At 72.2% G+C, this 27,000-nt stretch carries 21 protein-coding genes; 7 read left to right on the top strand and 14 right to left on the bottom strand.

Annotated features, from left to right (window positions below; genetic code table 11):
* Complete coding sequence (locus tag IQ251_RS11655; protein ID WP_370591339.1) at nucleotides 1-462, bottom strand: universal stress protein; 462 nt, start codon at nucleotides 460-462, stop codon at nucleotides 1-3.
* Between the two features lie 57 nt (nucleotides 463-519).
* Here IQ251_RS11655 and IQ251_RS11650 point away from each other — a divergent pair, with 57 nt between their 5' ends.
* Entirely contained in the window at nucleotides 520-1,797 is a 1,278-nt protein-coding gene (locus IQ251_RS11650) for an ArgE/DapE family deacylase (RefSeq protein ID WP_370591338.1), read from the top strand.
* Between the two features lie 150 nt (nucleotides 1,798-1,947).
* Nucleotides 1,948-2,754 (top strand): MerR family transcriptional regulator, encoded by an 807-nt coding sequence (locus IQ251_RS20280; protein WP_370591337.1) that lies wholly within the window; start codon nucleotides 1,948-1,950, stop codon nucleotides 2,752-2,754.
* Nucleotides 2,755-3,209: 455 nt separating this feature from the next.
* On the opposite strand, the gene IQ251_RS11640 is transcribed toward IQ251_RS20280, so the two are convergent.
* The 6 genes from IQ251_RS11640 to IQ251_RS11615 all read right to left on the bottom strand — a co-directional run bounded on the left by IQ251_RS11640 (nucleotide 3,210) and on the right by IQ251_RS11615 (nucleotide 13,037).
* Nucleotides 3,210-6,464: an error-prone DNA polymerase gene (locus IQ251_RS11640; protein ID WP_193928528.1), complete on the bottom strand. Its 3,255-nt coding sequence runs from the start codon at nucleotides 6,462-6,464 to the stop codon at nucleotides 3,210-3,212.
* Nucleotides 6,465-6,539: 75 nt separating this feature from the next.
* The gene (locus IQ251_RS11635) at nucleotides 6,540-8,147 is read right to left on the bottom strand and encodes a DNA polymerase Y family protein (RefSeq protein ID WP_193928527.1); all 1,608 of its coding nucleotides are present in this window, start codon (nucleotides 8,145-8,147) and stop codon (nucleotides 6,540-6,542) included.
* The gene (gene imuA', locus IQ251_RS11630) at nucleotides 8,144-8,908 is read right to left on the bottom strand and encodes a DnaE2-dependent mutagenesis accessory factor ImuA' (RefSeq protein ID WP_193928526.1); all 765 of its coding nucleotides are present in this window, start codon (nucleotides 8,906-8,908) and stop codon (nucleotides 8,144-8,146) included. The genes IQ251_RS11635 and imuA' overlap by 4 nt, the downstream gene beginning before the upstream one ends.
* Nucleotides 8,909-9,207: 299 nt before the next feature.
* Nucleotides 9,208-10,773 carry a bifunctional phosphoribosylaminoimidazolecarboxamide formyltransferase/IMP cyclohydrolase gene (purH, locus tag IQ251_RS11625; protein ID WP_193928525.1) on the bottom strand — a complete coding sequence of 522 codons (1,566 nt, stop codon included), beginning with the start codon at nucleotides 10,771-10,773 and terminating at the stop codon, nucleotides 9,208-9,210.
* Entirely contained in the window at nucleotides 10,770-11,351 is a 582-nt protein-coding gene (gene purN / locus IQ251_RS11620) for a phosphoribosylglycinamide formyltransferase (RefSeq protein ID WP_370591336.1), read from the bottom strand. The genes purH and purN overlap by 4 nt, the downstream gene beginning before the upstream one ends.
* Before the next feature lie 216 nt (nucleotides 11,352-11,567).
* Entirely contained in the window at nucleotides 11,568-13,037 is a 1,470-nt protein-coding gene (locus IQ251_RS11615; protein WP_193928523.1) for a cell division protein PerM, read from the bottom strand.
* A gap of 272 nt (nucleotides 13,038-13,309) precedes the next feature.
* On the opposite strand from IQ251_RS11615, the gene IQ251_RS11610 reads away from it, so the two are divergent.
* The gene (locus IQ251_RS11610) at nucleotides 13,310-14,056 is read left to right on the top strand and encodes an SAM-dependent methyltransferase (protein ID WP_193928522.1); all 747 of its coding nucleotides are present in this window, start codon (nucleotides 13,310-13,312) and stop codon (nucleotides 14,054-14,056) included.
* A gap of 55 nt (nucleotides 14,057-14,111) precedes the next feature.
* Here the strand turns inward: IQ251_RS11610 and IQ251_RS11605 are convergent, their stop codons facing one another.
* The 4 genes from IQ251_RS11605 to IQ251_RS11590 form a co-directional block, all read right to left on the bottom strand.
* Nucleotides 14,112-14,840, bottom strand: coding sequence for a DUF5336 domain-containing protein (locus IQ251_RS11605; protein ID WP_193928521.1), 729 nt, complete (start codon nucleotides 14,838-14,840; stop codon nucleotides 14,112-14,114).
* Between the two features lie 286 nt (nucleotides 14,841-15,126).
* On the bottom strand, nucleotides 15,127-16,011 hold the full coding sequence (gene sucD / locus IQ251_RS11600; RefSeq protein ID WP_193928520.1) for a succinate--CoA ligase subunit alpha: 885 nt from the start codon (nucleotides 16,009-16,011) through the stop codon (nucleotides 15,127-15,129).
* Between the two features lie 4 nt (nucleotides 16,012-16,015).
* Nucleotides 16,016-17,182: an ADP-forming succinate--CoA ligase subunit beta gene (gene sucC / locus IQ251_RS11595; protein ID WP_193928519.1), complete on the bottom strand. Its 1,167-nt coding sequence runs from the start codon at nucleotides 17,180-17,182 to the stop codon at nucleotides 16,016-16,018.
* A gap of 253 nt (nucleotides 17,183-17,435) precedes the next feature.
* The gene (locus IQ251_RS11590) at nucleotides 17,436-19,145 is read right to left on the bottom strand and encodes a hypothetical protein (RefSeq protein WP_193928518.1); all 1,710 of its coding nucleotides are present in this window, start codon (nucleotides 19,143-19,145) and stop codon (nucleotides 17,436-17,438) included.
* A gap of 588 nt (nucleotides 19,146-19,733) precedes the next feature.
* Here IQ251_RS11590 and IQ251_RS11585 point away from each other — a divergent pair.
* On the top strand, nucleotides 19,734-20,432 hold the full coding sequence (locus IQ251_RS11585) for a M23 family metallopeptidase (protein WP_370591335.1): 699 nt from the start codon (nucleotides 19,734-19,736) through the stop codon (nucleotides 20,430-20,432).
* 51 nt (nucleotides 20,433-20,483) lie between these two features.
* Here IQ251_RS11585 and IQ251_RS11580 read toward each other — a convergent pair whose 3' ends face one another.
* Nucleotides 20,484-22,946 (bottom strand): UvrD-helicase domain-containing protein, encoded by a 2,463-nt coding sequence (locus IQ251_RS11580; protein ID WP_193928516.1) that lies wholly within the window; start codon nucleotides 22,944-22,946, stop codon nucleotides 20,484-20,486.
* Nucleotides 22,947-23,218: 272 nt separating this feature from the next.
* On the opposite strand from IQ251_RS11580, the gene IQ251_RS11575 reads away from it, so the two are divergent.
* Nucleotides 23,219-23,533: a chorismate mutase gene (locus IQ251_RS11575; protein WP_193928515.1), complete on the top strand. Its 315-nt coding sequence runs from the start codon at nucleotides 23,219-23,221 to the stop codon at nucleotides 23,531-23,533.
* A 17-nt stretch (nucleotides 23,534-23,550) separates the two neighbouring features.
* Here the strand turns inward: IQ251_RS11575 and IQ251_RS11570 are convergent, their stop codons facing one another.
* Nucleotides 23,551-24,879: an MFS transporter gene (locus tag IQ251_RS11570; protein ID WP_193928514.1), complete on the bottom strand. Its 1,329-nt coding sequence runs from the start codon at nucleotides 24,877-24,879 to the stop codon at nucleotides 23,551-23,553.
* A gap of 38 nt (nucleotides 24,880-24,917) precedes the next feature.
* A complete protein-coding gene (locus IQ251_RS11565; RefSeq protein ID WP_193928513.1) occupies nucleotides 24,918-25,706 on the bottom strand; it encodes a 3-hydroxybutyrate dehydrogenase in 789 nt (262 codons plus the stop codon).
* Between the two features lie 137 nt (nucleotides 25,707-25,843).
* Here IQ251_RS11565 and IQ251_RS11560 point away from each other — a divergent pair, with 137 nt between their 5' ends.
* Together IQ251_RS11560 and IQ251_RS11555 are read left to right on the top strand one after the other, a co-directional pair.
* Nucleotides 25,844-26,167, top strand: coding sequence for a hypothetical protein (locus tag IQ251_RS11560; RefSeq protein WP_193928512.1), 324 nt, complete (start codon nucleotides 25,844-25,846; stop codon nucleotides 26,165-26,167).
* Nucleotides 26,168-26,266: 99 nt separating this feature from the next.
* Nucleotides 26,267-26,986, top strand: a complete 720-nt coding sequence (locus IQ251_RS11555) for a PIG-L deacetylase family protein (protein WP_193928511.1) — start codon at nucleotides 26,267-26,269, stop codon at nucleotides 26,984-26,986.
* Nucleotides 26,987-27,000 lie beyond the last annotated feature (14 nt).

Below are 27,000 nucleotides of genomic sequence, written 5' to 3'. Positions count from 1 at the left end.
TCACGGCACGACGACGACGGGGCGGACCGCGTCGACGACCAGCGTCGCCGGCACCGTGCCGAGCAGCCCACCGCGGCGCCGGGACCGGCCGACCACGATGAGGTCGGCGCGGTATTGCTCGGCCACCTGTTCCAGCCCCACGGCGGGATCTCCGCGCTGGTGCACGAAATCCCAGCTGATGTCGACCCATTCCAGGTGGGCGACCACTTCCTTCTTCAGCTCCTCGACGAGGCTCTGGGCGGCTTCGCTCGCCACGGCCACGCCCATCGGCGACCAGTAGGCGACGCCGCCGACCGCCTCGATGTAGACCAGCACCAGACGAGCGCGTTCCCGCCGCGCGAGACCGGCCGCCCATGCCGCGGCGTGGAAGCTCGCGGGGCTGCCGTCCATGCCGACGACGATGCCGCCCAGCCCGTCCTTGCCGATTTCGAAACCCTGCTCGGTGCTGTCACCTCCGGCCACGCGGAGATGGTATTGGGCGCGCATCCGGGTCCGGCACACATGCGGCACACTCGGGCCGTGAGCGACCGACGAACACTGTCCGACCTCGAACGCCGCGTGGTGGACGCCATCGACCTGGACGGCATCGTGCGCGATCTCCGCGAGCTCGTGGCGATCCCCAGCGTCGGCGGCACCGACGGGGAACTGCGGTCCCAACAGTGGTGCGCCGACCGGCTGCGCTCCCTCGGCCACGAGGTGGACCACTGGCGCATCGACTTGGACGAGCTGACCGGACTGGACGGCTTTCCCGGGCAGGAGGCCGAACGCACCGCGGCGCACGGGTGCGTGGGGGTGAGCCGCGGTGGGGAGGAGCCCGCGCTGGTGTTCTGCGGGCACACCGACGTGGTCCCGCCGGGCGACCTCGACCGCTGGCCGGACCGGGACCCGTATGCGCTGCGCATCGCGGACGGGATCGCCGCGGGGCGCGGCACCTGCGATATGAAGGGCGGCCTCGCGGCGGTCTTCGGTGCACTGCAGGCCGTGCGGGCCTGTGGTGTGCGGCTGCGCGATCCGGTCGCGGTGCACGCCGTGGTCGGTGAGGAGGACGGCGGGCTGGGCGCGTTCGCCACGCTGCGGCGGGGACACCGAGGGAAGGCCTGCGTACTGGCCGAGCCCAGTTCGGACACGATCGTCGCCGCCAACGGCGGTTCGCTGACTTTCCGGCTGGAGGTGCCGGGCCGGGCCACGCACGGCTCCACCAGCTATCGGGGCGTGAGCGCGCTGGACAAGCTCGCCGAGTTGCTCCCGGCGCTGCGCGAGCTCGAAACGCGGCGCAACGCCGACCCCGATCCGCTGGTCGCGCACCTGGACGTCCCGTACCCGCTCTCGGTCGGTATGGCCCGGGCCGGTGACTGGGCGAGCAGCGTGCCGGACCTTGCGGTGGCCGAGGGCCGGTACGGGGTGCTGCTGGACGAACCGGTCGCGCGGGCCAAGGCCGAGTTCGAGGCCGCGGTGCAGCAGGCATGCGTGGCGGATCCCTGGCTGGCCGAACACCCGGTCCGGGTCAGCTGGCCCGGCGGGGTGTTCACCAGCGGACGGTTGCCGGACGGGCATCCACTGCTGGAGCAGACGCGGGATGCGGTCGCCGCCACCGGCGGAGCGGCACCGGCGGCGGTAGGCGCCCCGTACGGCACCGACCTGCGCCAGTACGCGGCCGCGGGTATTCCGACGCTGCAGTACGGGCCGGGAGACGTCAGCTATGCGCACGCGCACGACGAGCACGTCGGACTGGCGGACCTGCGCCGGGCCGCGGCGGCCTACGCCGTGCTGGTCCTGCGCCGCTGCGCGGCGGGCTGAGCCGGCGGGATCGCACCCGGGACACCGTCCCGACATTCGGTGACCTGGTATTTCCGGCGCACGCTTGAACCTGACGCGGCGTCGGGAAGCAGGATCGCGGGTGCCGCCCGACGAGCGGGTGGTTCCGACGAGAACGCGGAGGTGATCCCGGTGTGGAAGGTCGGTGAGATCGCCGAGCGGGCGGGGCTCACGGTGCGCGCGTTGCACCACTGGGACCGGATCGGCCTGGTACGCCCCTCGGCGCGGACCGGCTCCGGGCACCGGCTCTACGGCGACGCCGATGTGCGGCGGCTGTACGAGGTGGTGGCGTTGCGCGATCTCGGGCTGTCGCTGGACGCGATCGCCGACGTGCTGGGGTCCCGCGAACAGGACCCCGGCAAACAGGATCCCGGCAAACAGGGCTCCACCGAGCAGGGCTCCACCGAACCGGCTGCGGCGCACGGCAACCGGATGCTGGCAGGAGTGCTGTCCCGGCACCTGGCGCACGTCGACGCCCAGATCGCCGCGCAGCGGCGGTTGCGGGATCGGCTGGCGGCACTGCTGGGCGGACTGCGCACCGCTGCTCCGCTCCCGTCGGACCTGCTGGAGTTGGTCGAAGAGGTGACCAGGATGAACGAGAAGATCAACGCGTACTACACCGCGGAGCAGCTCGCCACGCTGCAGACCCGCCGGGAGCGCCTGGGCGAGGAAGCCATCGCGGCGGTGGAAGCCGAATGGCCGCAGCTGATCGCGCAGGTGCAGGCCGAGATGGACGCGGGCACGGACCCCACCGAGCCCCGAGTCCGCGCGCTGGCGGCCCGGTGGATGGAGCTGCTGGAGCAGTTCGACGGCGGTGACCCCGAAATCCGGGAGGCGAACCGCCGGATCGTCGTGGACAACCCGGCGGAGGTGCAGCAGCAAGGCGGCCCGCCCGAGAAGATGATCGAGTACATCACCCGGGCGGCCCAGGGTTCGTGATGCTGTTCCTGCCCGGCGTGCTCGGCCTGGCGGGGTCCGTCCGGCGGGTCCGCTCGGCGAGGTCTGTCCAGCGAGGTCTGTCCAGCGGGGTCTGCCCCGATGGGCGGCTCAAGCGGTCCAGCGGCGGTTCGGCTGGGACCGCCGCTGGGGAGGCCGGCCGGGTGCGCCGGACGCGGCGGATTCCTCCACCGCGTCCGGCGCGCGGCGCCCACGCGCGTGGCGATCGGCCCCGGGAGGGGTGGAGCCGTTCGCCACCGCGAACGCCGAGCTCAGGTCGCGTGGTTCGGTTATCAAGATTGCGCACCGCCGCGTGCCGTCCGCGACGGCGGGACCGCACCCGCACCGGGAGCCGAGGGCACGCGCACTCGGTGGACGTGGAGTTCCCAGTGGACCTGACGAGCCCGTTGTGCGTGACGAGCCCGGTGTGCGTGGGGAGCCCGGTGTGCGTGGGGAGCTCAGTGGAAGTCCCGAGACTCGGTCGGGATCCGCACGTCCAGGTGCTGCAGTCGGTCGGCCCTGATGTTGATCACCCCCTCCGCGGATTCCAGGACTCCACGGATGAGCAGGGCCGGGCTGCTCCGGGCGACCTTCCGGTAACGGGACCACAGGCCGGGTGAGCACATGACGTTCACCATCCCCGTTTCGTCCTCCAGGTTCAGGAACGTGATCCCGCCGGCCGTAGCGGGCCGTTGCCGGTGCGTGACGGCACCGCCGATCAGCACGCGAACACCGTCGTCCACAGTGGATAGATCGGCGAGCCGGACGGCCCCCACGCGATCGAGCTCGGGCCGGGCGAACTGGATCGGATAGCTGGTCGGCGAAACACCGGTAGCCCATACGTCCGCTGCGGCCAGCTCCACCTCGTCCATACCCGGTAGCGCCGGGGCCTCGGTCGAGACGGTGGTTCCCGGCAGCCGGTCGGGACGATCGCCGGCGGCCGCCGCCGCGTGCCAGAGCGCTTCGCGCCGGGACAGGCCGAAGCAGTCCAGTGCGCCTGCCGTGGCCAGCGCCTCCAGCTGGGCGGTCGTCAGCCGCACCCTTCGCGCCGCATCGCTCATGTCCGCATACGGCCCGTTCGCCCGGCGTTCCGCCACCAGCTCCTCGGTCACCTCCGCGCCGAGGTTGCGCACCTCGCTCAGCCCCAACCGGACGGCGTGGCCCTCCGTGCTGCCCTGGTCGGGTTCCAGGTCCGCGTGCACCCGGCTGGCGTTGATGTCCGGGCCGCGCACCAGGACCCCGTGCCGCCGCGCATCGGCCACCAGGGATTGCGGCGAGTAGAAGCCCATCGGTTGCGCTTTGAGCAGTGCGGCGCAGAACGACGCCGGGTAGTAGTACTTGAACCAGGCGCTGGCGAACACCAGCAGCGCGAAGCTCAAGGCGTGGCTCTCCGGGAAACCGTAGTTGGCGAAAGCGAGCAACCGAGTGTAGATGCTCTCGGCCAGCTCACCGGTGATGCCGTTGGCCGCCATCCCGTCGAACAACCTGTCCCGGAGCCGCGCCATGCGCTCCTCCGAGCGCTTGGCGCCCATCGCACGCCGCAGCTGGTCGGCCTCGGCCGCGGTGAACCCGGCGACATCGACGGCCAGCTGCATCAGCTGCTCTTGGAAGAGCGGCACCCCCAGAGTCCTGCCCAGGGCACCGGCCATCTGCGGATGCTCGAAATCCCACTCCTCCAAGCCGTTCCGCCTGCGGATGTAGGGATGCACCGAGCCTCCCTGGATCGGGCCGGGCCGGATCAGCGCCACTTCCACCACCAGGTCGTAGAACTCCCGGGGCTTGAGCCGGGGCAAGGTGGCCAGCTGGGCGCGGCTCTCCACCTGGAAGACCCCGACGGCATCCGCACGGCACAGCATCGCGTACACCTCGTCGTCGGCCAGGTCCAGCTCGCCGAGGTCCACCTCGACCCCGTGGTGCTCCTGCACCAGGTCGATCGCGTAACGCAGCACCGAGAGCATCCCCAGACCGAGCAGGTCGAACTTGACCAGACCGGTGGTGGCGCAGTCGTCCTTGTCCCACTGCAGGACGCTGCGTCCCGGCATGCGTGCCCATTCCACCGGGCAGACCTCGGTCACCGGGCGGTGGCAGATCACCATCCCCCCGGAGTGGATGCCGAGATGCCGCGGGAAGCCCATGAGCTCATCGGCCAGCTCCCGGACGGGCCCGGGGATCGCGGAATCCGCCGGGAGCGGGCCCCAGTGCTCGATCTCCTTGCTCCAAGCGTCCTGCCGGCCCGGCGAGTGACCGAGGGCGCGGGCGACGTCGCGGACCGCGGAACGCGGGCGGTAGCCGATCACATTGGCCACCTGGGCTGCGTGCAGTCGCCCGTACTTGTCGTAGACATGCTGGATGGCCTCCTCGCGGCGGTCCGATTCGATGTCCAGGTCGATGTCCGGCGGCCCGTCCCGCTCCGGGGCCAGGAAGCGCTCGAACAGCAACTGGTAGCGGACCGGATCCGCATTGGTGATCCGCAGGGCGAAGCAGACGGCGGAATTGGCCGCGGAACCGCGGCCCTGGCACAGGATCCGGTTCTGCGCACAGAACTCGACGATGTCGTGCACCACCAGGAAGTACCCCGGGAACCCCAGCTGCTCGATCAGGGACAGCTCGCGCTCGATCTGCCGGTACTCCGCCCGGTTCTGCTCCGGCGGCCCGTAACGCTCCAGCGCCCCGCGGTAGGTCAGCTCGCGCAGCCAGCTGGCTTCGGTGTGCCCGGCCGGCACGTCGAACGGCGGCAGTTGCGGAGCGACCAGTCGAAGATCGAAAGCGAGTTCCCGACCGAGATCGGCGGCCCGGCGCACCGCCGCGGGATGCCGGGAGAACAGCTCCGCCATCTCGTCGCCGGAACGCAGGTAACTGCCCGCCCACCCGGGTAACCAGCCGTCCATCTCGTCCAAGCTGCGTCGGGCGCGCACCGCCGCCAGCACCGAGGCCATGCGCGCTCGCTCCGGGGAAGCCAGGTGCGCGCCAGTGGTGGCCACAGTGGACACTCCAGCCCGGTGCGCCAGCTCGGCCAGGGCGTCGTTGCGGTCGGAATCCTCCGGCATCCCGTGCTCGGTGAGCTCCACCGCCACCCGGTCCCGCCCGAAGAGGCCGACCAGCCGGTCCAGTTCCCGCGCAGCACCGGAAGCACCCTCCCGGGCGAGCGCCGAGCGCACCGCACCCTTGCGGCAGCCGGTGAGCACCTGCCAGTGCCCGTCCGCGACCGCGGCCAACCGCTCCAGCTCGTACACCGGCCGCCCCTTCTCACCTCCCGCCAACTGGGCCTCGCTGATGGCCGAGGCGAGCTTCGCGTACCCGGTCGGCTCCCCGGCCAGCACCAGCAGGTGCCCGCCCTCCGGGTCCGGGACGCCGTTCTGCGGACCGGTCAGCCCCAGGCTCAGCTCCGCACCGAACACCGTGCGCACCCCGTGCTCGGCGGCGGCCTCGGCGAACCGGACCACCCCGTACAGACCGTCGTGGTCGGTGAGCGCCACTGCCTCCAACCCGAGCCTGGCGGCCTCCGCGGCGAGCTCCTCCGGATGACTGGCCCCATCCAGGAAGCTGAAGTTGGAGTGCGCGTGCAGTTCCGCGTACCCGGTCGCCGGAACAATCGGCTCTGGCGGCGAAACCGGCCGCACCGAAGCGCTTTCCGGAACATCCGCGCTCACAGCCCTTCCGGACAGCGCCTTTTCGAGGTTCGACCAGGTCTGCGGGGGGTTGAATCCACTCATGACCACATTGAACTCCAGTTCGAATCGACGAAGCCAGCGCATCAACCGGATACAACTCGAACGAGTGTTCCCCGATCACCGGTAGGTGCCCTGCACCCACCAGCTGCCGCACTCCGCGACCAGCAACAACGCCACTTCTCCCGCCGGGGAACCGGGAACGTCGGCCAGCACCACCTGCATCCGCACCGAACGCCGGGCATCCCCGGCACCGCCCCCGACTCCCAGCCACCAGCGCTCGACGTTCGGCCACGGCCCCGCCCAGCGGGAAACCGCGCGCGACCTGCCCCCTCCAAGCACCACCCGGCACGGCGCCCCGGTCAACAGGTTCCGGGGCGAGACCTCCACCGGGCGTTCGTCCGCATCCAGCACCGCCACCGACCACGGCTCGTCCGGCACCACCGACGGCGACGGCGGCGGCACCCGCCCGGGCCACGGCAGATCCGGCTGCAGCGCGGGAACCCGCTCATCGCCCCACGGGACCAACCGGATCCGGTCGCGCGGATCCCGCCCGCCGCCGAGCACCGCGGTGAGCACGCCATCCGGGCCGAGCATCCCCTGCACGCGGGTGAGCGCCCGGCCGGCGCGGGCATCGGCCGCACCGGTGGTGGCCTCCAGCAGGTCCAGCTGCAGGCTGCCGCTCGGCACTACCTCCTCCGGGGCGAGGACCAGGCGGTGCACGCCCGCCGTGGGACGCTGCGCAGCGCTGCGCCCGGTCAGCCAGCCGTCCAGCTGCCACCGCACCCGGTCGGCGGTGCCCGCCGGGGTCAGCGGTTCCGCGCAGCGCCACACCCGGTGCAACTCCTCGCCGTTGCCGGTATGCGCCGAGATGCCCAGCCGGGTGCAGGCGATCCCCTTCTCGCGCAGCTGCGCGTGCAACCGGTCGGCCATCGCCTTGGCGGCGAAAGCCGCCGCGTCCACCCGCTCGACCGGCGGGTCGAACTGCTCGGTGACCGCCAGATCCGGGGAGGGGCTGCGCCGCTGCACCGGGCGCTCTTCCACACCGCCGGCCGCGCGGTGCGCGGCGAGAGCAGCCGCGCCGAACCGGGTCGCCACATCCCCCGCGGGCAGGCCCGCGAACCGGCCCAACGTGGTGATGCCCAGCCTGCGCAGCAGAGCCACCAGGTCGCGCGCGGCGGACGGTTCCAGCAGTCGGTCCAGTTCCTCGACATCCCGCTCCGCCAGGAACCCGCCGCTGCCCCCGGGCTCGACCTGAACACCGCTGCGGGCCGCCAGGATCGCCGCGAACAGCCCGTCCGCCGCGCCGACCTGGCACTCCACCCCGGCCTGCGCGGCGACCTGGTCCACCAGCCGCTCGCCCGCGGCCTCCTCGGAACCGAAGTAGCGCGCGGGCCCGCGCGCCGGCACGGCAATCAGCCCGGGGCGCACGACCTCGACACCGGGCACGAGCGATTCCACCGCAGCAGCAACCGGTTCGAAGAACCTGGCTTCCCGGCCGGGATCGTGCTCGTGCACCAGCAGACCGGGGCAGCGGCCCTGGGCTTCCCGCCGACGCATCCCGCGGCCCACTCCGCTGCGCCGGGCGACCGCCGAGCACGCCACGACGCGGTTGGCGGTGAAGACCGCCGCCGGGGTGAGCGGATCGGCGCCGACCGCCCGCCCCGCGGCCACCACCGGCCAGTCCGGGCACCACACGACGAGGCGGCGGGGCTGCGCCGGACTCATCCCGCCACCGGCCGCAGCCGCGGGACGGGCCCGGGCATCCCGGCCGGTTCACCGGAGGAGTTCTCGCCGACATCGGCCTGTTCGTCGAAACCACCCGGGGCGCCGCCGCTGCCGGGCAGCAGCACCCGGCACGTGCGCGGCCGGGACGCGGCCCCGCGCCCGGTGGAGCGCAGCGCGACCGACCTCTCCCGCAGATGGCCGTGCCCGCTGCCGATGCCCCGCCACCGCGCATCGGTGCAGTCGAGCCGAACCTCCGCTCCCGGCCACTCCCCGAACGGCAGCAGCACCGAGCCCCGGTTCCGCGCCCGAGCGGACAGCCGTCGGGCGTCCTGCTCGGCCAGCCCCGCGGTGCCGCCCACCGCGACCAGGTCGAGCCCGTCCAGCAGTGCGGCGATCACCCCGGGCGGATCGGAGCCAGGGTCCGGCACCACGGCCAGCCGGGCGAGCTCCACCCCGGTTTCGGCAGCGGCGACCAGGCTGATCCCGGACAGGCCCACCACCGCGGCCCAGGAACCGCCCGCTGTCGCCTCCGCCAGCAGCGCGAACAGCAGGGACACCGAACCGTGCACCGCAACCGTGCTGCCGCGGCGCAGTCCCGGCCACGGCAGCACGGCCGCCAGTTCCGTCCGCGTGGGCAGCACCCGGCCCGCACCGGGCCCACCCGATCCGGCGGCCGGCACTCCCACGGACACCCCGTTGCCCGGTGGCATGCCGTCCAGCACCGCCGTCGACGTCACCGCGGACATCAGCTGCCTTCCCACATCGCGACCGCACCGAGCACCCGCCCCTCCGGCGAGCACCCTGCAAACCGCTGCGGGGAAGACAGCGATGAGCGCCGGCGGAGGTGCCTGCACCCGAGCACCCCGCCGACCGTTCCGGCAGCCGCCCCCGACCGCGGCCATCGGATTGATCGAACTTCAGTTCGAACATGTTCAGTAAACCGCGCCACCGGAGCGACGTCAAGGCAAAAGACGAACTCCAGTTCGAAAAACCTCGAACGGGTGAACGCAAGCGGGGCTCCCCACCCGGCAGACCGGACGAGGAGCCCCGACGAGCGCGATCAGTGCGCGAAGTGCCGCGTACCCGTGAGGTAGAGCGGAACCCCCGCCGCCTCGGCCGCCGCCGTGACCTCCGGATCCCGCACCGAACCACCCGGCTGCACCACCGCGCGCACCCCGGCGTCCAGCAGCACCTGCAGACCATCGGCGAACGGGAAGAACGCGTCCGACGCCGCGACCGCGCCCTTCGCCCGGTCCTCGGCGCGGGACACCGCCAGCCGGGCCGAATCGACCCGGTTCACCTGACCCATGCCGACACCGACGGTGGCTCCCGCATCGGCCAGCAGGATCGCGTTGGACTTGACCGCCCGGCAGGTCCGCCAGGCGAACACCAGGTCCGCCAACGTCTGCTCGTCCACCGGATCCCCGGTCGCCAAGGTCCAGTTCGCCGGGTCGTCGCCCTCGGCGTCGATCGCGTCCGCGCCCTGGGCGAGCATCCCGCCGGAGATCGCGCGCATCTCCACGCGCCCGCGCTCCGGCGGCTGCGCGGTCAGGATCCGGATGTTCTTCTTGCGCGACAGCACGTCCACCGCGCCCTCGGCGTAGCCCGGAGCCACCAGCACCTCGGTGAACACCTCGGCGACCTGCTCGGCCATCGCCACCGTGACCTCGCGGTTGGTGGCGATCACGCCGCCGAACGCGCTGACCGGATCGCACGCGTGCGCCTTGCGGTGCGCATCGGCGATGTCCTCGGCGACGGCGATCCCGCACGGGTTGGCGTGCTTGATGATCGCCACGCACGGCCGGTCGTGGTCGTGCGCCGAACGCCAGGCCGCGTCGGCGTCGACGTAGTTGTTGTAGGACATCTCCTTGCCGTGCAGCTGGGCCGCGGCGGCCAGCCCGGTCGCGGCACCGCCCGAGACGTACAGCGCGGCGGGCTGGTGCGGGTTCTCGCCGTAGCGCAACGCCGAGCGCCGCTGCCAGGTCTCGCCGAGCCAGCCCGGGAACGCCGCATCATCACCGGCAGGCACCTCGGTCATCCAGGACGCGACCGCCACGTCGTAGGACGCGGTGTGCCGGAAGGCCTCCGCAGCCAGTTCGGTGCGCTCGGACCTGGTGAACCCGCCGTCGCGCACCCGTTCCAGGGCCCAGTCGTAGCGGCTGGGGTCGACCACGACGGCGACGTTGGCGTGGTTCTTCGCCGACGCGCGCACCATGGCCGGGCCACCGATGTCGATGTTCTCCACCACGTCGTCCTGATCCGCACCGGAGGCCACCGTCTGCACGAACGGGTAGAGGTTGACCACCAGCAGGTCGAACGGCGGGATGTCCAGTTCGTCGAGCTGCTCGACGTGCTCGGGCTTGCGCAGGTCGGCCAGCAGACCGGCGTGCACCCGCGGGTGCAGTGTCTTGACCCGGCCGTCCAACGCCTCCGGGAACCCGGTGAGCTCCTCGACCGGGGTGACCGGAACACCGGCGGCGGCGATCGTGCGCGCGGTCCCGCCCGTGGACACGACCTCCACCCCGGCCGCGTGCAGACCGGTGGCCAGCTCCAACAGCCCGGACTTGTCCGAAACACCGATCAGCGCGCGGCGCACGGCACGCTGCTCCTGCGAGTTCGCGGTCACGGGATACTCACCTTCCGTCCCTGCACGGTCCAGCCGTGCAACGCCAGCTGTTCCAGGGTGCCGACCAGCAACCGCCGCTCGACCGCCTTGATGCGCTCGTGCAGGCTCGTCTCGTCGTCCGACGGCCGCACGTCGACCGCTTCCTGCGCGAGGATCGGTCCGGTGTCCACGCCCTCGTCCACCACGAACAGCGTGCACCCGGTGATCCGGACCCCGTAGTCCAGCGCGTCGCGCACCCCGTGCATACCGGGGAAGGACGGGAGCAGCGCGGGATGGCTGTTCAGGTAGCGCCCGGCGAAGCGTGCCAGGAACCGGGGACCGACCAGCTTCATGAATCCGGCCGACACGACCAGGTCCGGTTCGAACCGCGCGCAGGACTCGGCCAGCGCGCGGTCCCAGTCGTCCCGGTGCTCGTGATCGCGCAGCCGGTGCGCGAAGGTGGGCAGCCCAGCGTGTTCGGCGCGCGCCAGCCCCTGGGCATCGGGCCGGTCAGCGCCGACCGCCACGATCCGGACCGGGTAGTCGGCGGATGCGGTGGCGTCCAGCAGGGCCTGCAGCAGGCTGCCGGAACCGGACACCAGCACCACCACTCGCGCGGGGGTTTCGGTCGATCGCCGGTCAGCCGGTTCGGGAGCGGGCACCTCGGGCGTACTCGGATTCAGCGTGGGCTCCTGACATGCCTCGGCACGATCTCTGCGAGCAGCGTAAACGCCCGCAGCTCCGCGTTCGGCAGCAGGTCCCGGGCGAGTGGTGCAGCGCTCAGTCCGCTGCGGACCGGACCGGGCGAGAACCGGTCACCAGGAGTCGAACTCGGCGGGATCCGCCCCGGTCCGCTTACCGCGACCGCCGGGCTCCTCCGCGTCGGAACCGCCGTCGTCCGCGGCAAGTTCACCGCCGCGTTCCGAGTCGGTGTCCGCAGCGCCCGCGTCTGCAGCATCGTCGTCCGGAAAGTCTGCATCGGCCGCGACTTCGGTTCCGCCGGGACCGTCCGGGACGTCTTCGGGGGCACCCGGGTCCTGCCCGGCCGGGTCTTCCGACACCGGGTCTGCCGGCACCGGGTCCGCCGGCGCGGCACCCTCGGGCACGACGGACTCCGCCTCGGCGAGCGCGCTGTCGGCCTGCTCGGTGAACCAGACGACCGCGGCCGCGGGGACCGCCACCCAGCACAGCGTGGCCACGCCCAACGCACCGGGATGCAGGCTCACCGCACCGCTGCCCAGCGCGCCCCCGGACAGCGCCGCCACCAGCAGCGCGCCCAGCGCGGTGACCACGGCCGCCACCACCACGGCCAGCAGCCGGGCGGTCAACCCGCGCACCACCCGGCAGCCATTGCCCACCAGCAGTCCCACCACCGGCGGCAGCAGCAGCGCCGCGAACGACCACAACGCGGGTCCCTCGGCGGGCACGACCGCCAGCAGCGGCAGATCGGGCAGCAGACCGGGGGCGCCCGCCAGCGGGCCGATTTCGGCGCCGCCGACGGTGAACCCGGTGCCCGCGGCGAAGGTCCAGCCCGCGGCCACGGCGTTCGGCAGGTACAGCACCGTGAGCAGCACGGTGCCGAACGCATCCCCGGCACCGCCCGCCCGGTGCATCGAGTCGACCATCCCGCCCGCACCGGCGGCGATCGACACGAGCAGCACCGCGGCACCGGCGCCCACCAGCGCAGTGAACCCGATCAGACCCGCGCGCAGCCCGGACCAGACCTGGGCGTCCACCCTGCTCCACAGCAGGTAGACCAGCCCGCAGCGGTTCGCCAGACCCGCCGCGGCGGCCAGCCCGGCCGTCAGCCCGCAGCTGAGGAACGCGTCCACCGGCAACGCGGTGACCGGGCCGCGCAGCAGCAGGGCGATCGCGGTCCCCGCCGCGGCGTGCACCAGGGCCAGCGCGGCGATCACCGGCCACGCCTGGTCCGGCCTGCGCAGCCGGGACCGCCGGGCGAGCACGCCCGCGGCTTCCGCCGTGACGAGCACCGTGACGGCGGTGGGGAGCAGCGGCAGCACGCTCAGCGGGGCACCGAGAACGCTGATCGCGGTCTGGTGCACCACCAGCCAGCCGGGCAGGGCGGCCACGAGCAACTGCACCGGGTCGAACGGGGCGCCCGTGGCGGTGGCCGCCACGATGACGATGAGCAGGGCGGACAGCGAGTAGCTCAACGCCAGGGACGCGGTGATCAACCCGGCGCACAACCGCCACCGGACCCGCCTTCCGCTGCGCCCCGCAGCGGAGCGGTCGGCGTGCTGTTCAGCCGGGTCCAGCGTCGTCACGCCGCCGAATGTCGCACCGGCCGAACTCGCGAACGATCAGCACACGCCCCAGTATCCGCCCATCGAGCGATGGCTCCCCCGGTCGGCGATGAGCTGCGGCCCGGAGAAATCCGGTGGAGGCGTCCGCCCGGAACGTCTATATTCGCCACCGTCCACGCCCCGCGCGTTCCCGATGAGGTGCTTTTCGATGACGGTCCGAGCAGCAGCGGCCGACTCCGGTCGACCGTCCGCCACGCATGCCATGACGTCATCGGAACCGAGGAGCACCTCTCGTGGATCTCCCACGCATCTTCACCATTCGGGAAAGTAGCCACCGGCTGCACAACCCGTTCACCCCCGGCAAGCTCGCCGCCCTGGGCGAGGCGCTGCACCTGGCGCCCGGCACCCGCGTGCTCGATCTCGCCAGCGGTTCGGGCGAACTGCTGTGCACCTGGGCCCGGGACCACCGCGTCACCGGAACCGGGGTGGACATCAGCACGGTGTTCACCGAGCAGGCCCGCGCTCGCGCCGCCGAACTCGGTGTCGCCGAGCAGGTCGCCTTCGTGCACGGTGACGCCGCGGGTTACGTCGCCGACGAGCCGGTCGATCTCGCCGCGTGCGTCGGTGCGACCTGGATCGGGAACGGCGTGGCCGGCACCGTGGAGCTGCTGAGCCGCAGTCTGCGCCCCGGTGGCGTGCTGCTGATCGGCGAACCGTACTGGCGCCGGGACGTGCCCGATCAGAAGACCGCCGAGGGCTGCCTCGCCACCGCCAAGGACGACTTCCTGCTGCTGCCGGAGCTGATCGAGCGGTTCGGCGGGCTCGGCTACGACGTCGTGGAGATGGTGCTGGCCGATCAGGACAGCTGGGACCGGTACCAGGCGGCGCAGTGGCTCAACCTCCGCCGCTGGCTCGACGCGCATCCCGACGACGAGCTGGCGGCCGATGTGCGGGTCGAGCTCAGCACCGAGCCCGTCCGGTACGCGCGGTACCAGCGCGACTACCTCGGCTGGGGAGTCTTCGCGCTGATGGGCCGCTGACGGAGCGGGTCCGGGTGGCGCGCCGCCCGGACCCGCGGCGTTAGCCGGGCGTCGGCTACTTCTGCTCCGAGCCGGGGTGCGGCATCTGCTGCGTGCCCTGGGGTCCGCCCGACTGGGGTCCGCCCGGCTGCGGCGGGCCGGGCTGCGGTGCCGGAGCGGGTTGCCCACCGGGAGCGGGCGCCGGGGGAACGGCATTCCCGCCCGAGGACGGGTTCCAACCGCCGGGCTGCTGCCCACCGGTGGCCGGCACCCAACCGCCCTTGGGCGGACCGCCGGGCTGACCGAACGGCGGCTGCTGGCCGCCCCAGCCACCGGGCGGCCCCTGCTGCTGGAACTGGGCCGGTGGTGCGAACGGCGGTGCGGGCGGTTTCGGGCCGGACTTCCCACCCCCGATGATCCCGCCGTCCAGGAGCAGCACGCCGACCAGCGCGCCGGTCTGCACCAGCGCGAGGACCAGCAGCGCGATCACCGCGCCGTCGGCGGCGGACACGACGGTCTGCACCAGGGCCAGCAGCGCGTAGGCCGCGAGCGGGGCCGCGGCGAACAGGCAGTCCGGGGTGCGGGGCGCGAAGCGGAGTCCGGCGAGCGCCGCCGCGACGATCAGCGCGAACCCGACCGGGCTGCCGGTGAGCGAACCGGCCGCCTCGCCGAAGAAGCCGACCAGGTAGCCGACCAGACCGGCTCCTGCCGCGACCAGGGCCAGGACGTCCTTGTGACCGAGTCCGCTGCCGGAACCGCCCGGCGCGGCAGCCGGGCGCGCCGGCGGTGGATGAGGGGCGGACATGTTCAGACGAACTCCTAGAGCTTGCGCGCGTTTCGTGACCATCGCGTGATGATCGGGCGACCTCCACGGTACCGGAACGCGCCGCCGGGCCCGCCGCTGCTCGGCGACGAAATCCGCAGCGGCACAACGGGATCAGTGCCGGTAGCGTTCAACACCTGGGAAAATCCACATTCGCCGACCGCGGTGCGGTTCCGGAGGCGAATGCCACGACCACCCGGGAAACACCGCGGGGCTGGACACCGATCCGGCGTCCAGCCCCGCGAAAAAGCGTGCCGTCGGGCCTGGTTCAGCCCTTGACGATCCCGCGCATCAGGGTGGCGGTCTCGCTCGGCGTCTTGCCGACCTTCACACCGGCGGCCTCCAGCGCTTCCTTCTTGGCGGAAGCGGTACCGGAGGAACCGGACACGATGGCACCGGCGTGGCCCATCGTCTTGCCCTCCGGTGCGGTGAAGCCCGCCACGTAACCGACGACCGGCTTGGTGATGTTGGCCTTGATGTACTCCGCGGCCCGCTCCTCGGCGTCACCGCCGATCTCGCCGATCATCACGATCGCCTCGGTCTCCGGGTCGTCCTGGAACGCCTGGAGCGCGTCGATGTGCGTGGTGCCGATGATCGGGTCGCCGCCGATGCCGACGCTGGTGGAGAACCCGATGTCCCGCAGCTCGTACATCATCTGGTAGGTCAGCGTGCCCGACTTGGACACCAGGCCGATCTTGCCCGGGCCGGTGATGTCCGCCGGGATGATGCCGGCGTTGGACTTGCCGGGCGAGATGATGCCGGGGCAGTTCGGCCCGATGATCCGGGTCTTGTTGCCCGTCTTGCCCGCGTGCGCCCAGAAGTAAGCGGCGTCGTGCACCGGGATGCCCTCGGTGATGACCACGGCCAGCCCGATCTCGGCGTCGATGGCCTCGATCACGGCGTCCTTGGCGAACTTCGGCGGCACGAAGACGACCGAGACGTCGGCCCCGGTCTCCTTCATGGCCTCCTGCACGCTGCCGAAGACCGGGAGCTCCTGGCCCTCGATCTCGACCTGCTGGCCGGCCTTGCGGGCGTTGACGCCACCGACGATGTTCGTGCCGGAGCGCAGCATCCGCGCGGTGTGCTTGGTTCCTTCAGAGCCGGTGATGCCCTGAACGATGACCTTGCTGTTCTCGTTGAGGAAGATAGCCATCGCTTCATGCCCCCGCAGCCAGCTCGGCGGCCTTGTCGGCCGCACCGTCCATGGTGTCCACCACGGTGACCACCGGGTGGTTGGCCTCGGCGAGGATGCGGCGGCCTTCCTCGACGTTGTTCCCGTCGAGCCGGACGACCAGCGGCTTGGTGGCCTCGTCGCCCAGGATGCCCAGGGCCTGCACGATGCCGTTGGCGACCGCGTCGCACGCGGTGATGCCGCCGAAGACGTTCACGAAGACCGACTTGACGTCCGGGTCGCCGAGGATGACGTCCAGACCGGCTGCCATGACATCGGCGGAGGCGCCGCCGCCGATGTCCAGGAAGTTCGCCGGCTTGACGCCGTTGTGCGCTTCACCGGCGTAGGCCACGACGTCCAGGGTGGACATGACCAGCCCCGCGCCGTTGCCGATGATGCCGACCTCGCCGTCCAGCTTGACGTAGTTGAGGTCCTTGGCCTTGGCCTTGGCCTCCAGCGGGTCTTCGGCCGCGGTGTCGACCAGATCGGCCTGCTTGGCCTGGCGGAACGCGGCGTTCTCGTCCAGCGTGACCTTGCCGTCGAGCGCGAGCACCTTGCCCTGCGGGTCCTTGACCAGTGGGTTGATCTCGACGAGGGTGGCGTCCTCGGCGACGAAGGTGTCCCAGAGCTGGACGATGATGTCCACGACCTGGTCGGCGATCTCGGCCGGAAACTTCGCCGCGTCGACGATCTCGCGAGCCCTGGCCGCGTCGACACCGTCGATCGGGTCGATGGCGACCTTGGCGAGGGCCTCCGGCTTGGTGGCCGCGACCTCCTCGATCTCCATGCCGCCTTCGACCGAGGCCATCGCCAAGAAGTTGCGGTTGGCCCGGTCCAGCAGGATCGAGAAGTAGTACTCGTCGGCGATGTCGGACGCCGTCGTGACCAGCACCCTGCGGGTCACGTGGCCCTTGATGTCCAGTCCGAGGATCGCCTCGGCCTTGGTCTGCGCTTCGTCCGGGTTCTCGGCCAGCTTCACGCCGCCGGCCTTGCCGCGACCCCCGGTTTTGACCTGGGCCTTGACAACAACGGGCCCGCCGAGTTCATCGGCTGCTGCCTTGGCCCCTTGCGGATCGGTGGCCACGGTGCCTGGCAGCGTCGGCACTCCGTGGGAGGCGAAGATCTCCTTCGCCTGGTATTCGTACAGGTCCACTCGACTCTCCTGCGACGTCGGTGTCGGACTCGGGGAACCATATCGACCTGCGAGGACGATCGGTGCAGCGCATCCGGTGAACTGCCTCACGCGCACCGGCCCATCGGCGCTGGCGGACGCGGCGGCGGCGACTTTTCGCAGCGCGACAGCCCGCGGGCGGCGACGCCCCGTGACGAACGGAACAGCAGCTCGTGCGGCCTCCCGGCGCGCAGCGCGAGCGGAAAACCGGTCCTTTCGTCCTTTTCGGGCTCGATCAGTCCTCGCGAGAGGCGGCACCGGCGGCCGAACTGGCCAGCACCACCACGCAGGCGATCGCGAACCACAGGCCGAGGCCGGGCGCGGAATCGGCCACCCTGCCCTCGGTGAGCGGGTACTCCAGCGCGCGGACCGCCGCGACCGCGGCGGCACCCGCCAGCAGCGCACCCGCTCGGACCGGCCGGCACATCGGTGCCAGGACCGCGGCACCGACCACACCGAACAGCGCGATCAGCAGGCCCCACGAGGTGGTGGAGAACTCGCCGAACACCGCGGGCGGCGCGTATTCGGCCGAGGAGACGACGGGCACCGCGTAGGCACCGCCCGCGAGCAGCACGCCGAGCAGCGCCGGCACCAGCACCCGGCCGCGCATGGAGACCTCGGTCAGATCCACGTCATCGCGCTCGACACCTCCGGCGAGGGCGGCGGTCACCCCGGAGGCGCCGGAGAGCAGCACCGCCGCACCGGCGGTCCACATCCCCGGCCCCGCGGAAGCGCCGATGGCCTGCACCGCGGTCAGCACGGAATCGAACATCGCGGCCGCGGCGAACGGGACCACCACCCACACCACGGTCAGCACCGGGCGCACCTGCGACCGCACCGCGGGGAGCAGCACCGCGAGCCCGCTGCCCACCAGCACGACCCCGGCCGGCAGCAGCAGCCGGGACGGGTACGTGGACGGGTCGGTCACCCCCGGCGGCATCTCCAGCACGGGCAGCACCGCGGCGAGCAGGGCGAGCGCACCGCCCGCCGCGGCCAGCGCACCGGCCAGGCGCGCCAGCCGGTCGAACGGCGGCAGCCGCAGATCGCGGTCCTGCTCGGCGGCGGGCGCACCGCGCCCGGCGGGCACCGCCAACCCGGCGAGCACCAGCGCGGCCAGCACACCGAGGACCGGCCCCCACCCGAGGCGCAGCTGCCCGAGCGCGGCGACCGCGGCAAGCGGCGGGACGGCCACGGCGGCCAGGGCTGCGGCGAGCCCGAGCAGCCCCCCGCGAGCGAAGTCGGCGTCGTCCGAACCGGCCAGCACACCGCCGGCCGCGGGCACGCCGACCGCGAGCAGCAGAGCACCGACCAGCACCGCAGCCGGGGCGTCCGCGGCCGCGCGGGCCAGCAGATAGGGGTCGTCGGAGACGAACGGGGCCATCAGCATCCCGACACCGCCGATGATCCCGGTGCACAGCACGACCGCCAGCAGGCCCTGCCGGTGCGCCCCCGACTCGCCCCGCTCGCCGGTGCGCATCCCGCGCACCGCCAGCAGACCGGCCAGCAGACCGGCCAGGTGCCCGGTCAGCAGCAGCCAGCTGCCCGCGCCGGGCGAGGTCGGCGACAGCGTGGCCACGCGCAGCAGTTCGGGGCGGGCGGCGAGCCCGGCGTCCACGATCAGCTGCACGTCCAGCGCCGCACGGCCGGGTGCCAGCACCGCGGGGCCGACGAGCAGTGCGGCCGCAGTGGTGGGCGATCCGGTGCGCAGCAGCGCGGTCGCGGCAGCGGCCGGCAGCAGCGCCAGCACCAGCAGCAGCGGCCAGGCGGTGAATGCCGCGGATGCCCCGGGGCTGACCAGTCCGATGAGCGGGCCGAGGCCGGTGAGCAGCCCGCCAGCGGCGGAGACTCCGATCGCCGCGGGCAGGAGCGCGGGGCGGGCGGGGGCGGGCTGCTGGAGCGCCGCACCCGGGTTCGCACCGGGGGTGAGGTCAGACCGGGCAGTCACCGTGCAGACGCTAGCAACTCGGCCCGCCTCCGCAGCGCCCCCCGAGAGCGGGGCGTCCCGCGCCGGGGCGCTGGGCCGGACGGATCAACGGACCTGGCGACAAGCCGCCCTCCTAGTGTGACGTGACACACTGTTGATTACCCGCCGCACGCTGAATCGAGCCACAGACCGCCCTCGCTTCCCCCGTCCGTGGTTGACACCGGGACGATCAAAGATGCAGGAAGAACGCGGAAAAGCCGCACTCGCAAGCCAAATCCACCGCAGCGCACCCCGACGAACGGACACGCACCGTGTTCGGTCCTGCACAGATCGGGATTTGCCCCTAGGGGATCAGCTTGGTTACGGTCCCCCGGTCCGTTGTCACGGTCTGATCACGAAAAGCGCCATCACCGGTTCCCCGACCGGTGAGCCGGCCCCCGCCCGGCGCGGTGATCGGACTCCCCGGAGACGGAAGGGCAAGCATTGTCTCAGCACCGCTCCCCCGGCGGCGAGCAGTTCTCACCTGCGCGAACGGAGACGGAGGAGTCCCCCGACGACCCCTCAGGCAGCAGACCAGGGAACCGGGTTCCCTCCGCGTGGCGCGGCCGCGTGGTCGTCGCCGCCGTCGCCGCGGGCGCCTTCGCAGCGGCGGGCCAATCCCTGGCCGCGGGCGAGGGCAACGCCTCCCCCGAGCACGACGAGTTCAACCCGGCCGACGGCGCGGCGACGTTCAGCAGCGCGGCGGGCGAATCCGAGCACGACGGCAAGGGCGGCAGCGCTCCGGCACCGGACATCCTGCCGGTGGCCAACACCTCGGACGCCGACCCCAGCGAAGAAGTCGAGAAGCTCACCAAGAGCGCGCGGATCACCGAAGAGCGCGAAGCAGCGCGCATCGCCGCCGAGGAGGAGGCCCGCAAACCGGACTTCACGCCACCGGCGGACGGCTGGTTCACCTCCGGATTCGGCGGCCGCTGGGGCACCACCCACTACGGCATCGACATCGCCAACGCCGAGGGGACCCCGATCAACTCGGTCGCCGACGGCGTCATCATCGAAGCCGGCTCGGCCAGCGGTTTCGGCATGTGGGTCCGGGTGCAGCACGAGGACGGCACGATCACCGTGTACGGCCACGTCAACACCATCACCGTCAACGAGGGCGACTCCGTCGAAGCCGGCGAGCAGATCGCGACCATGGGCAACCGCGGCTTCTCCACCGGAACCCACCTGCACTTCGAGGTGTGGGACACCGACGGCAAGAAGATCAACCCGCTGCCCTGGATGCAGGAGCGCGACATCTCGCCGGTGTGATCCGCCCGCTCGCGTCCGGCCCGTGCACGGGCCGGACGCCGGGGCGGCCGCTCAGAGCTTGGTGAGCGGCACGCTGCCCAGCAGCATCAGCCGCACCGTCCCGTTGGTGCCGAAGTCGATCGTCGCGGTCGCCCGCGGCCCCTCGCCCTCGGTGGACAGCACCGTGCCCAGGCCGTACTTGTCGTGCGTGACCCGGTCGCCCGCGGCGAGCTTGATCGCGACGGTGTCCTTCCACCCCTGCGCACCGGTGCTGCGCAGCCCGCGCTCGGCCACGGCGGCCTGCGCGGAATCGCCGCCGCCGCGATCCGAACCGCCGCGACCGCCCCAGGTGCTGCGCACTTGCGGCGCGGAGCGCTCCGGCTCCACCCGCCGCCACTCGATCAGCTCCTCCGGGATCTCGCCGAGGAACCGCGACGCCGGGTTGCTCGTCGGCTGCCCCCACGCCGACCTGGTCAGCGCGCGGGAGAGGTAGAGCCGCTCGCGGGCGCGGGTGATGCCGACGTAGGCCAGCCGCCGCTCCTCGGCCAGTTCGGCCGGATCGCCGAGCGTGCGCATGTGCGGGAAGATCCCGTCCTCCCAGCCGGTCGCGAACACCACCGGGAACTCCAGTCCCTTGGCGGTGTGCAGCGTCATCAGCGTCACCACTCCGTCGCCGGACTCGGGCAGCGAGTCGGCGTCGGCGACCAGGGAGACCCGTTCCAGGAACGCCGCCAGCGAATCGTCCTGCGGCACACCGAGTTCCTGCTCCTGCTCGTCCTCTGCGGCGGGCTCGGCAGCGGACACCACGGCCTCCGCCGACGCATCGGCGCTCTCGCCCGGGGACTCCTCACCGCCGGATTCCGCTGCGCCGGAACGGGTTTCGATGAACTCACGGGCCACGGTCACCAGCTCGGTGAGGTTGTCCACGCGGGTGGCGTCCTGCGGGTCCTCGCTGGCGTCCAGCTCCGCGCGGTACCCGGTGCGCTCCAGCACCGCCTCCAGCGTCTCGGCCACGTCCGTCTCCGCGGCCACCCGCTGCAGGTCGTCGAGCAGGTCGACGAAACCCGAGACCGCCCGCCGCGCACGGGTGTTCAGTGCCTCGACGTCGCCGTCGGCAGCCCGGCGCAGCGCGGCGCCGAACGAGATCCGCTCCTGCTCGGCGAACGCGGCGACCACGGACTCCGCCCGATCACCGATCCCGCGCTTGGGCACGTTGAGGATCCGGCGCAGGCTCACCGTGTCGTCCGGGTTGTCCAGCACCCGCAGGTAGGCCAGCGCATCGCGCACCTCGCGGCGCTCGTAGAAGCGGACTCCGCCGATCACCCGGTACGGCAGCCCGAGGCGGATGAACACTTCCTCGAACACGCGAGACTGGTTGTTGGTCCGGTAGAAGACCGCGATGTCGTTGAACGTGGCCGCACCCTCGTCGACCAGCCGGTCGATCTCGCTCGCCACGAACGCGGCCTCGTCGTGCTCGTTGTCGCCGACGTAGGCCACGATCGGCTCGCCGTCACCGGATTCGCTCCACAGCCGCTTGTCCCTGCGGTTGGGATTGCGCTGGATGACCGCGTTGGCGGCGGTGAGCACGGTCTGCGTGGAGCGGTAGTTCTGCTCTAGCAGGATCGTGCGCGCCTGCGGGTAGTCGCGCTCGAACTCCTCGATGTTGCGGATCGTGGCGCCGCGGAACGCGTAGATCGACTGGTCGGCGTCGCCCACCACGCACAGCTCGGCCGGTTCGGTCCCGTCCGGGGTCGTCCCGGTGCCGACGAGCTCGCGCACCAGGGCGTACTGCGCGTGGTTGGTGTCCTGGTACTCGTCGACGAGCACGTGCCGGAACCGCCGCCGGTAGTGCTCGGCGACCGCGGGGTGCTCGCGCAGCAGTTGCACGGTGCGCATGATCAGGTCGTCGAAGTCCAGCGCGTTCGAATCGGCAAGGCGCTGCTGGTAGGCGGCGTAGACCTGGGCGACCTTGCGCTCCATGTCGTTGCCCACCTGCTCGGCGGCGAGCTCCGGACCGGTGAGGTCGTTCTTCAGGTTGGAGATGTGCCCGGCCAGGGTGCGGACCGGGTAGCGCTTGGCATCGAGTTCGAGATCGCGGGCCACCATCGTGATCAGCCGCCGCGAGTCGTCCGCGTCGTAGATGGAGAAGTTCGACGACAGCCCGAGGACCTTCGCCTCGCGGCGCAGCACGCGCACGCACATGGAGTGGAAGGTGGACACCCACATCGCGTTCGCGCGCCGCCCGACCAGCTCGGCCACCCGCTCCTTCATCTCGGCGGCGGCCTTGTTGGTGAACGTGATCGCCATGATCTGGCCCGGGTGCACGCCGGTGGCCAGCAGGTGCGCGATGCGGTTGGTGAGCACCCGCGTCTTGCCCGACCCGGCGCCGGCGATGACCAGCAGCGGCGAACCGGTGTGCAGCACGGCGTCCCGCTGCTGCGGGTTGAGACCTTCCAGCAGCGCATCCGGGCCGGTGGTCGCGGAACTGCCGCGCGGGGAACCGCCGTCGGGCGGGAGATCGAAGAGGGCGCTCATCGCCCTTCCACGTTACCGGCAGCCCCCGACACCCCGGACGACGAGGCACCGGTGCGGAGGTGAGCGCCGCCGCAGCCGATGGCCCCGCGGTCCCCGGCTGTGGCAGACTGGCTCCGTGCTCGCGCAGACGTACGCCTTTTTCTACGGGCCCCGGACTCCGGCGCCCGTGGTCGCGTGAGCGACAGAACCACGACGACGCCCCGGAGTCCGCGGACCCGGGGCGTTCTCGCGTCCGGGGCCGGGACCGGGCCGCAGATCCGGAGGAACGGACGATGAACGCCACCGCGGACGGTGACCAGCACCCCGAGACGCCCGCTGCGCAGGAAGCGGCCGGCACTCCCGCCGAACCGGCCATCACCGGCTTCCGCGAGGAGATCGACCAGCTGGACGCGGAGATCCTCCGCCTGGTCAAGCGGCGTGCCGAGGTCTCCCGCCAGGTCGGCGAGGCGCGGATGGCCTCCGGCGGCCCGCGGATCGTCTACAACCGCGAGATGGACGTGCTCGCCCGGTACCGCGAACTCGGCCCGGAAGGCCGCGAGCTGGCCATGATCCTGCTGCGGCTCGGCCGCGGCCAGCTCGGCCGGTGATCCGGCGACCGGACGGGCTAGACACCGTGGTCGGCGGCCAGGTCGCGGTGCCTGGTCTCCGGTGAGCGGAGGACAGCCCAGATGGTGACCACCGAACAGAGCGCGACGTAGATCGCGATCGGGGTGGCCGAGCCGAACCCGCGCAGCAGCGCGGTGGCGATGATCGGCGCCAACGAACCCGCCACGATCGAGGACAGCTGGTAGCCGATCGACGCGCCCGAGTACCGCACCTTGGTGCCGAACAGCTCGGCGAAGTACGCGGCCTGCGGGCCGTACATCGCACCGTGCAGCACGAGCCCGACCGTCGTGGCGGCGGTGATCTCGAAGAACGACCGGGTGTCCAGGAGCACGAAGAACGGGAACGCCCAGATGCCGGTGCCGATCGCGCCGAACAGGTAGACCGGCCGCCGCCCCACCCGGTCGGACAGCGCACCCCACAACGGGATGCTGATGAAGTGCACGGTCGCGGCGATCAGCGAGGCGTTCAGCGCCACCGACCGCGGCAGCTCCAGGTACACGGCCACGTAGGTGAGCACGAACGAGGTCAGCACGTAGTAGACGACGTTCTCCGCGAACCGCGCGCCCATCGCGGTGAGCACCTCGCCGCGGTACCGGCGCAGCACTTCGACCAGCGGACGCCGGGGTTCGGTACCGGCCTGCCGGCTCTGCCGGGTCGCCTCGACGAACAGCGGCGATTCGGCCACCGCCAACCGGACCCACAGCCCGACCAGCACCAGCACCCCGGACAGCAGGAACGCCACCCGCCAGCCCCAGGCCAGGAACGCCTCCTCGGACTGCACCGCGGCCAGCACGGCGAGCACCGCCGTGCCCAGGAGGTTCCCCAGCGGGACGCCCGCTTGCGGCCAGGACGCCCAGAACCCGCGGTGCCCGCCGGAACGGTGCTCGGAGACCATGAGCACCGCGGCGCCCCACTCACCACCGATGGCGAAACCCTGCACGAGCCGCAGCGCGGTCAGCAGCAGCGGCGCGAGCACGCCGACCGCCTGGTAGGTGGGCAGCAGACCGATGGCGAAGGTCGCCCCGCCCATCATGAGCAGACTGACCACCAGCAGCTTCTTCCGGCCGATCCGGTCCCCGTAGTGCCCGAAGACGACACCGCCCAACGGCCGGGCCACGAAGCCGACCGCGTAGGTGATGAACGCCAGCAGGGTGCCCATGAGCGGATCGCCCGCGGGGAAGAACAGCCGGTTGAAGACCAGGGCCGCAGCCGACCCGTAGAGGAAGAAGTCGTACCACTCGACGGTCGTGCCGACGAGGCTCGCACCGACCACGCGGGCCGTCGAACTCCCGTGGGAGGTGCCGGTGGATTCGGATTCGGTCGTCATCGCGCAGTCCTCCTGTCGGTCGGCCCGTGCGGGCCGGATCAGTGAGCCGTCCAACCTCCGTCCATCGGGAACGAGGACCCGGTGACCGACGCCGATCCGGGGCCGCACAACCACAGCGCGAGCCGGGCCACCTCGGCGGGCTCCACGAGCCGCTTGACCGGGGTGCGCTCCAGCAGCACGTCCTCGATGACCTGCGACTCGGCGACCCGGTGCAGTTCGGCCTGCTCGGCGATCTGCCGCTGCACCAACGGGGTGCGGACGAACCCCGGGCAGATGCAGTTGCTGGTCACGCCGTGGGTGGCGCCCTCGACGGCGATCGTCTTGGACAGCCCTTCCAGGCCGTGCTTGGCGGTCACGTAGGCGCTCTTGTACGGCGAGGCGCGCAGACCGTGCACCGAGGAGATGTTGACGATCCGGCCCCACTCGGCCGCGTACATGGCGGGCAGCGCCGCGCGAGCGATGCGGAACGGCGCCTCGACCATCACGCGGAGCATCTCGCCGAACATCTCCGGCGGGAACCGGTGGACGGGTGACACGTGCTGCCAGCCCGCGTTGTTGATGACGATGTCGGCACCCTCGCCGAGCTCGGCGGCCGCGTCGAGATCGGCGAGATCGGTCACCCGCGCCTCGACCCGGCCTCCGAGGTGCCCGGCCGCGGCGAGGTCGTCCGCGGTCGCGCGCACCGACTCGTCCCGGTCGGCCAGCAGCACGTCGGCGTCGGCTCCGGCCAGTTCGCGCGCCACCGCGGCGCCGATCCCGCTGGCGGCTCCGGTGACCACCGCGCGCTTGCCCGCGAGGCCCGGCGCATCACCCGAACGATCATCCATAGCCGGACAACCTACGAGCGACGCGCGTCGCAATCCAGGGTCTGGCCGGAACCTCTTCGGGACCGCTGACCCCGCCGCCACGGACATCAGGGATATCACCCATACCGGGCGCTCGGCCGACAAGGCAGACTGTGGGCATGGTGAGCGCAGTAGTGGGTCTCGTGGCCTTGGTCGTCACACTGGTCGCCCTGGTGGCAGGCGCCGGGCACGCCGGTTATCTCGGGATGCTGATGTCGGCCGCGAAGAAGCGGGCCGGCGGGCAGCCCGCCATCGACTTCGCCCGCAAGCGGTTGCCCGCGGCCGGGGTCGGCGCGGGAGTCGCCCTGCTGGCGCTGCTGATCTCCACCGGCGAGAGCGTTCCCGGGGACATCTTCGCGATCCTGCTCGGCGGCGGCGCGGGCGCGTACTCGGTGAAGGCCCTGCAGTCCACCCAGCAGAAGTTCCGCGGCGGCCAGTACTGACCTCCGCCCGGTGGTGGTCGCCGTCCGCGGCGATCACTACCGGGTGTTGTCCGGCGGACCCGTAGCGGAGCCGCCGGGGGCCCGGCCTAGAGTGTGACCATGGCCACTCCGTCGACCGCCCCGGCACCGCAGCGGGCGCTGGCGGTGGTCGCGCACCCGGACGACGTCGATTTCGGGGCGGCGGGCACCGTCGCCGGCTGGACGGCGGCCGGCACCGCGGTGACCTACTGCATCTGCACCTCCGGCCAGGCGGGCGCCCCCGCCGATGCGGACCGCACCCGTGTCGCCGAGCTGCGCCGCGCCGAGCAGCGCGCCGCTGCCGCCGCGGTCGGCGTCTCCGACGTGCGGTTCCTCGACCACGAGGACGGGCGAGTCGTCGCCGATCTGCAGCTGCGCAGGGACATCACCGAGGTGATCCGCACTGTACGCCCGGAGGTCGTGCTCACCCACTCGCCCGAGATCAACTGGTCGCACATCGCGATCTCGCACCCGGACCACCGGGCCGTCGGCGAGGCGACGCTCGCCGCCGTGTACCCGGACGCGCGCAACGAGTTCGCCCACCCCGAGCTCTCCGGGCTCGCCCCGTGGACGGTCCGCGCGCTGTGGTTGTCCGAATCGACCGAGGAGCGGATCAACCGCGCGGTCGACGTCACCGGGCACTTCGACGCCAAGCTCGCGGCGCTGGCCGCGCACCGCTCGCAGGTCGAGCGGTTCGACGACCTCCGCGAGACGATCCGCCACCACCTCGAACGCAATGCCGCCGAGCACGGCATGCCCGGTGAGCTGGCGGAGGTCTTCCAGGTCGTCGACACGTCGTGACCCGCGCACCAGCT

This window comes from Saccharopolyspora montiporae, assembly GCF_015209505.1.
Lineage (GTDB): Bacteria > Actinomycetota > Actinomycetes > Mycobacteriales > Pseudonocardiaceae > Saccharopolyspora > Saccharopolyspora montiporae.
This window is presented reverse-complemented; position numbering and strand designations above follow the sequence as displayed.

What these genes read in the sequence shown, in the direction of transcription:
- IQ251_RS11640 (WP_193928528.1), bottom strand. Translation starts at nt 6,464, where the DNA reads ATGAGTGGATTCAACCCCCCGCAGACCTGGTCGAACCTCGAAAAGGCG.
- IQ251_RS11635 (WP_193928527.1), bottom strand. Translation starts at nt 8,147, where the DNA reads ATGAGTCCGGCGCAGCCCCGCCGCCTCGTCGTGTGGTGCCCGGACTGG.
- IQ251_RS11605 (WP_193928521.1), bottom strand. Translation starts at nt 14,840, where the DNA reads ATGTCCGCCCCTCATCCACCGCCGGCGCGCCCGGCTGCCGCGCCGGGC.
- sucD (WP_193928520.1), bottom strand. Translation starts at nt 16,011, where the DNA reads ATGGCTATCTTCCTCAACGAGAACAGCAAGGTCATCGTTCAGGGCATC.
- IQ251_RS11580 (WP_193928516.1), bottom strand. Translation starts at nt 22,946, where the DNA reads ATGAGCGCCCTCTTCGATCTCCCGCCCGACGGCGGTTCCCCGCGCGGC.
- IQ251_RS11575 (WP_193928515.1), top strand. Translation starts at nt 23,219, where the DNA reads ATGAACGCCACCGCGGACGGTGACCAGCACCCCGAGACGCCCGCTGCG.
- IQ251_RS11570 (WP_193928514.1), bottom strand. Translation starts at nt 24,879, where the DNA reads ATGACGACCGAATCCGAATCCACCGGCACCTCCCACGGGAGTTCGACG.
- IQ251_RS11565 (WP_193928513.1), bottom strand. Translation starts at nt 25,706, where the DNA reads ATGGATGATCGTTCGGGTGATGCGCCGGGCCTCGCGGGCAAGCGCGCG.
- IQ251_RS11560 (WP_193928512.1), top strand. Translation starts at nt 25,844, where the DNA reads ATGGTGAGCGCAGTAGTGGGTCTCGTGGCCTTGGTCGTCACACTGGTC.
- IQ251_RS11555 (WP_193928511.1), top strand. Translation starts at nt 26,267, where the DNA reads ATGGCCACTCCGTCGACCGCCCCGGCACCGCAGCGGGCGCTGGCGGTG.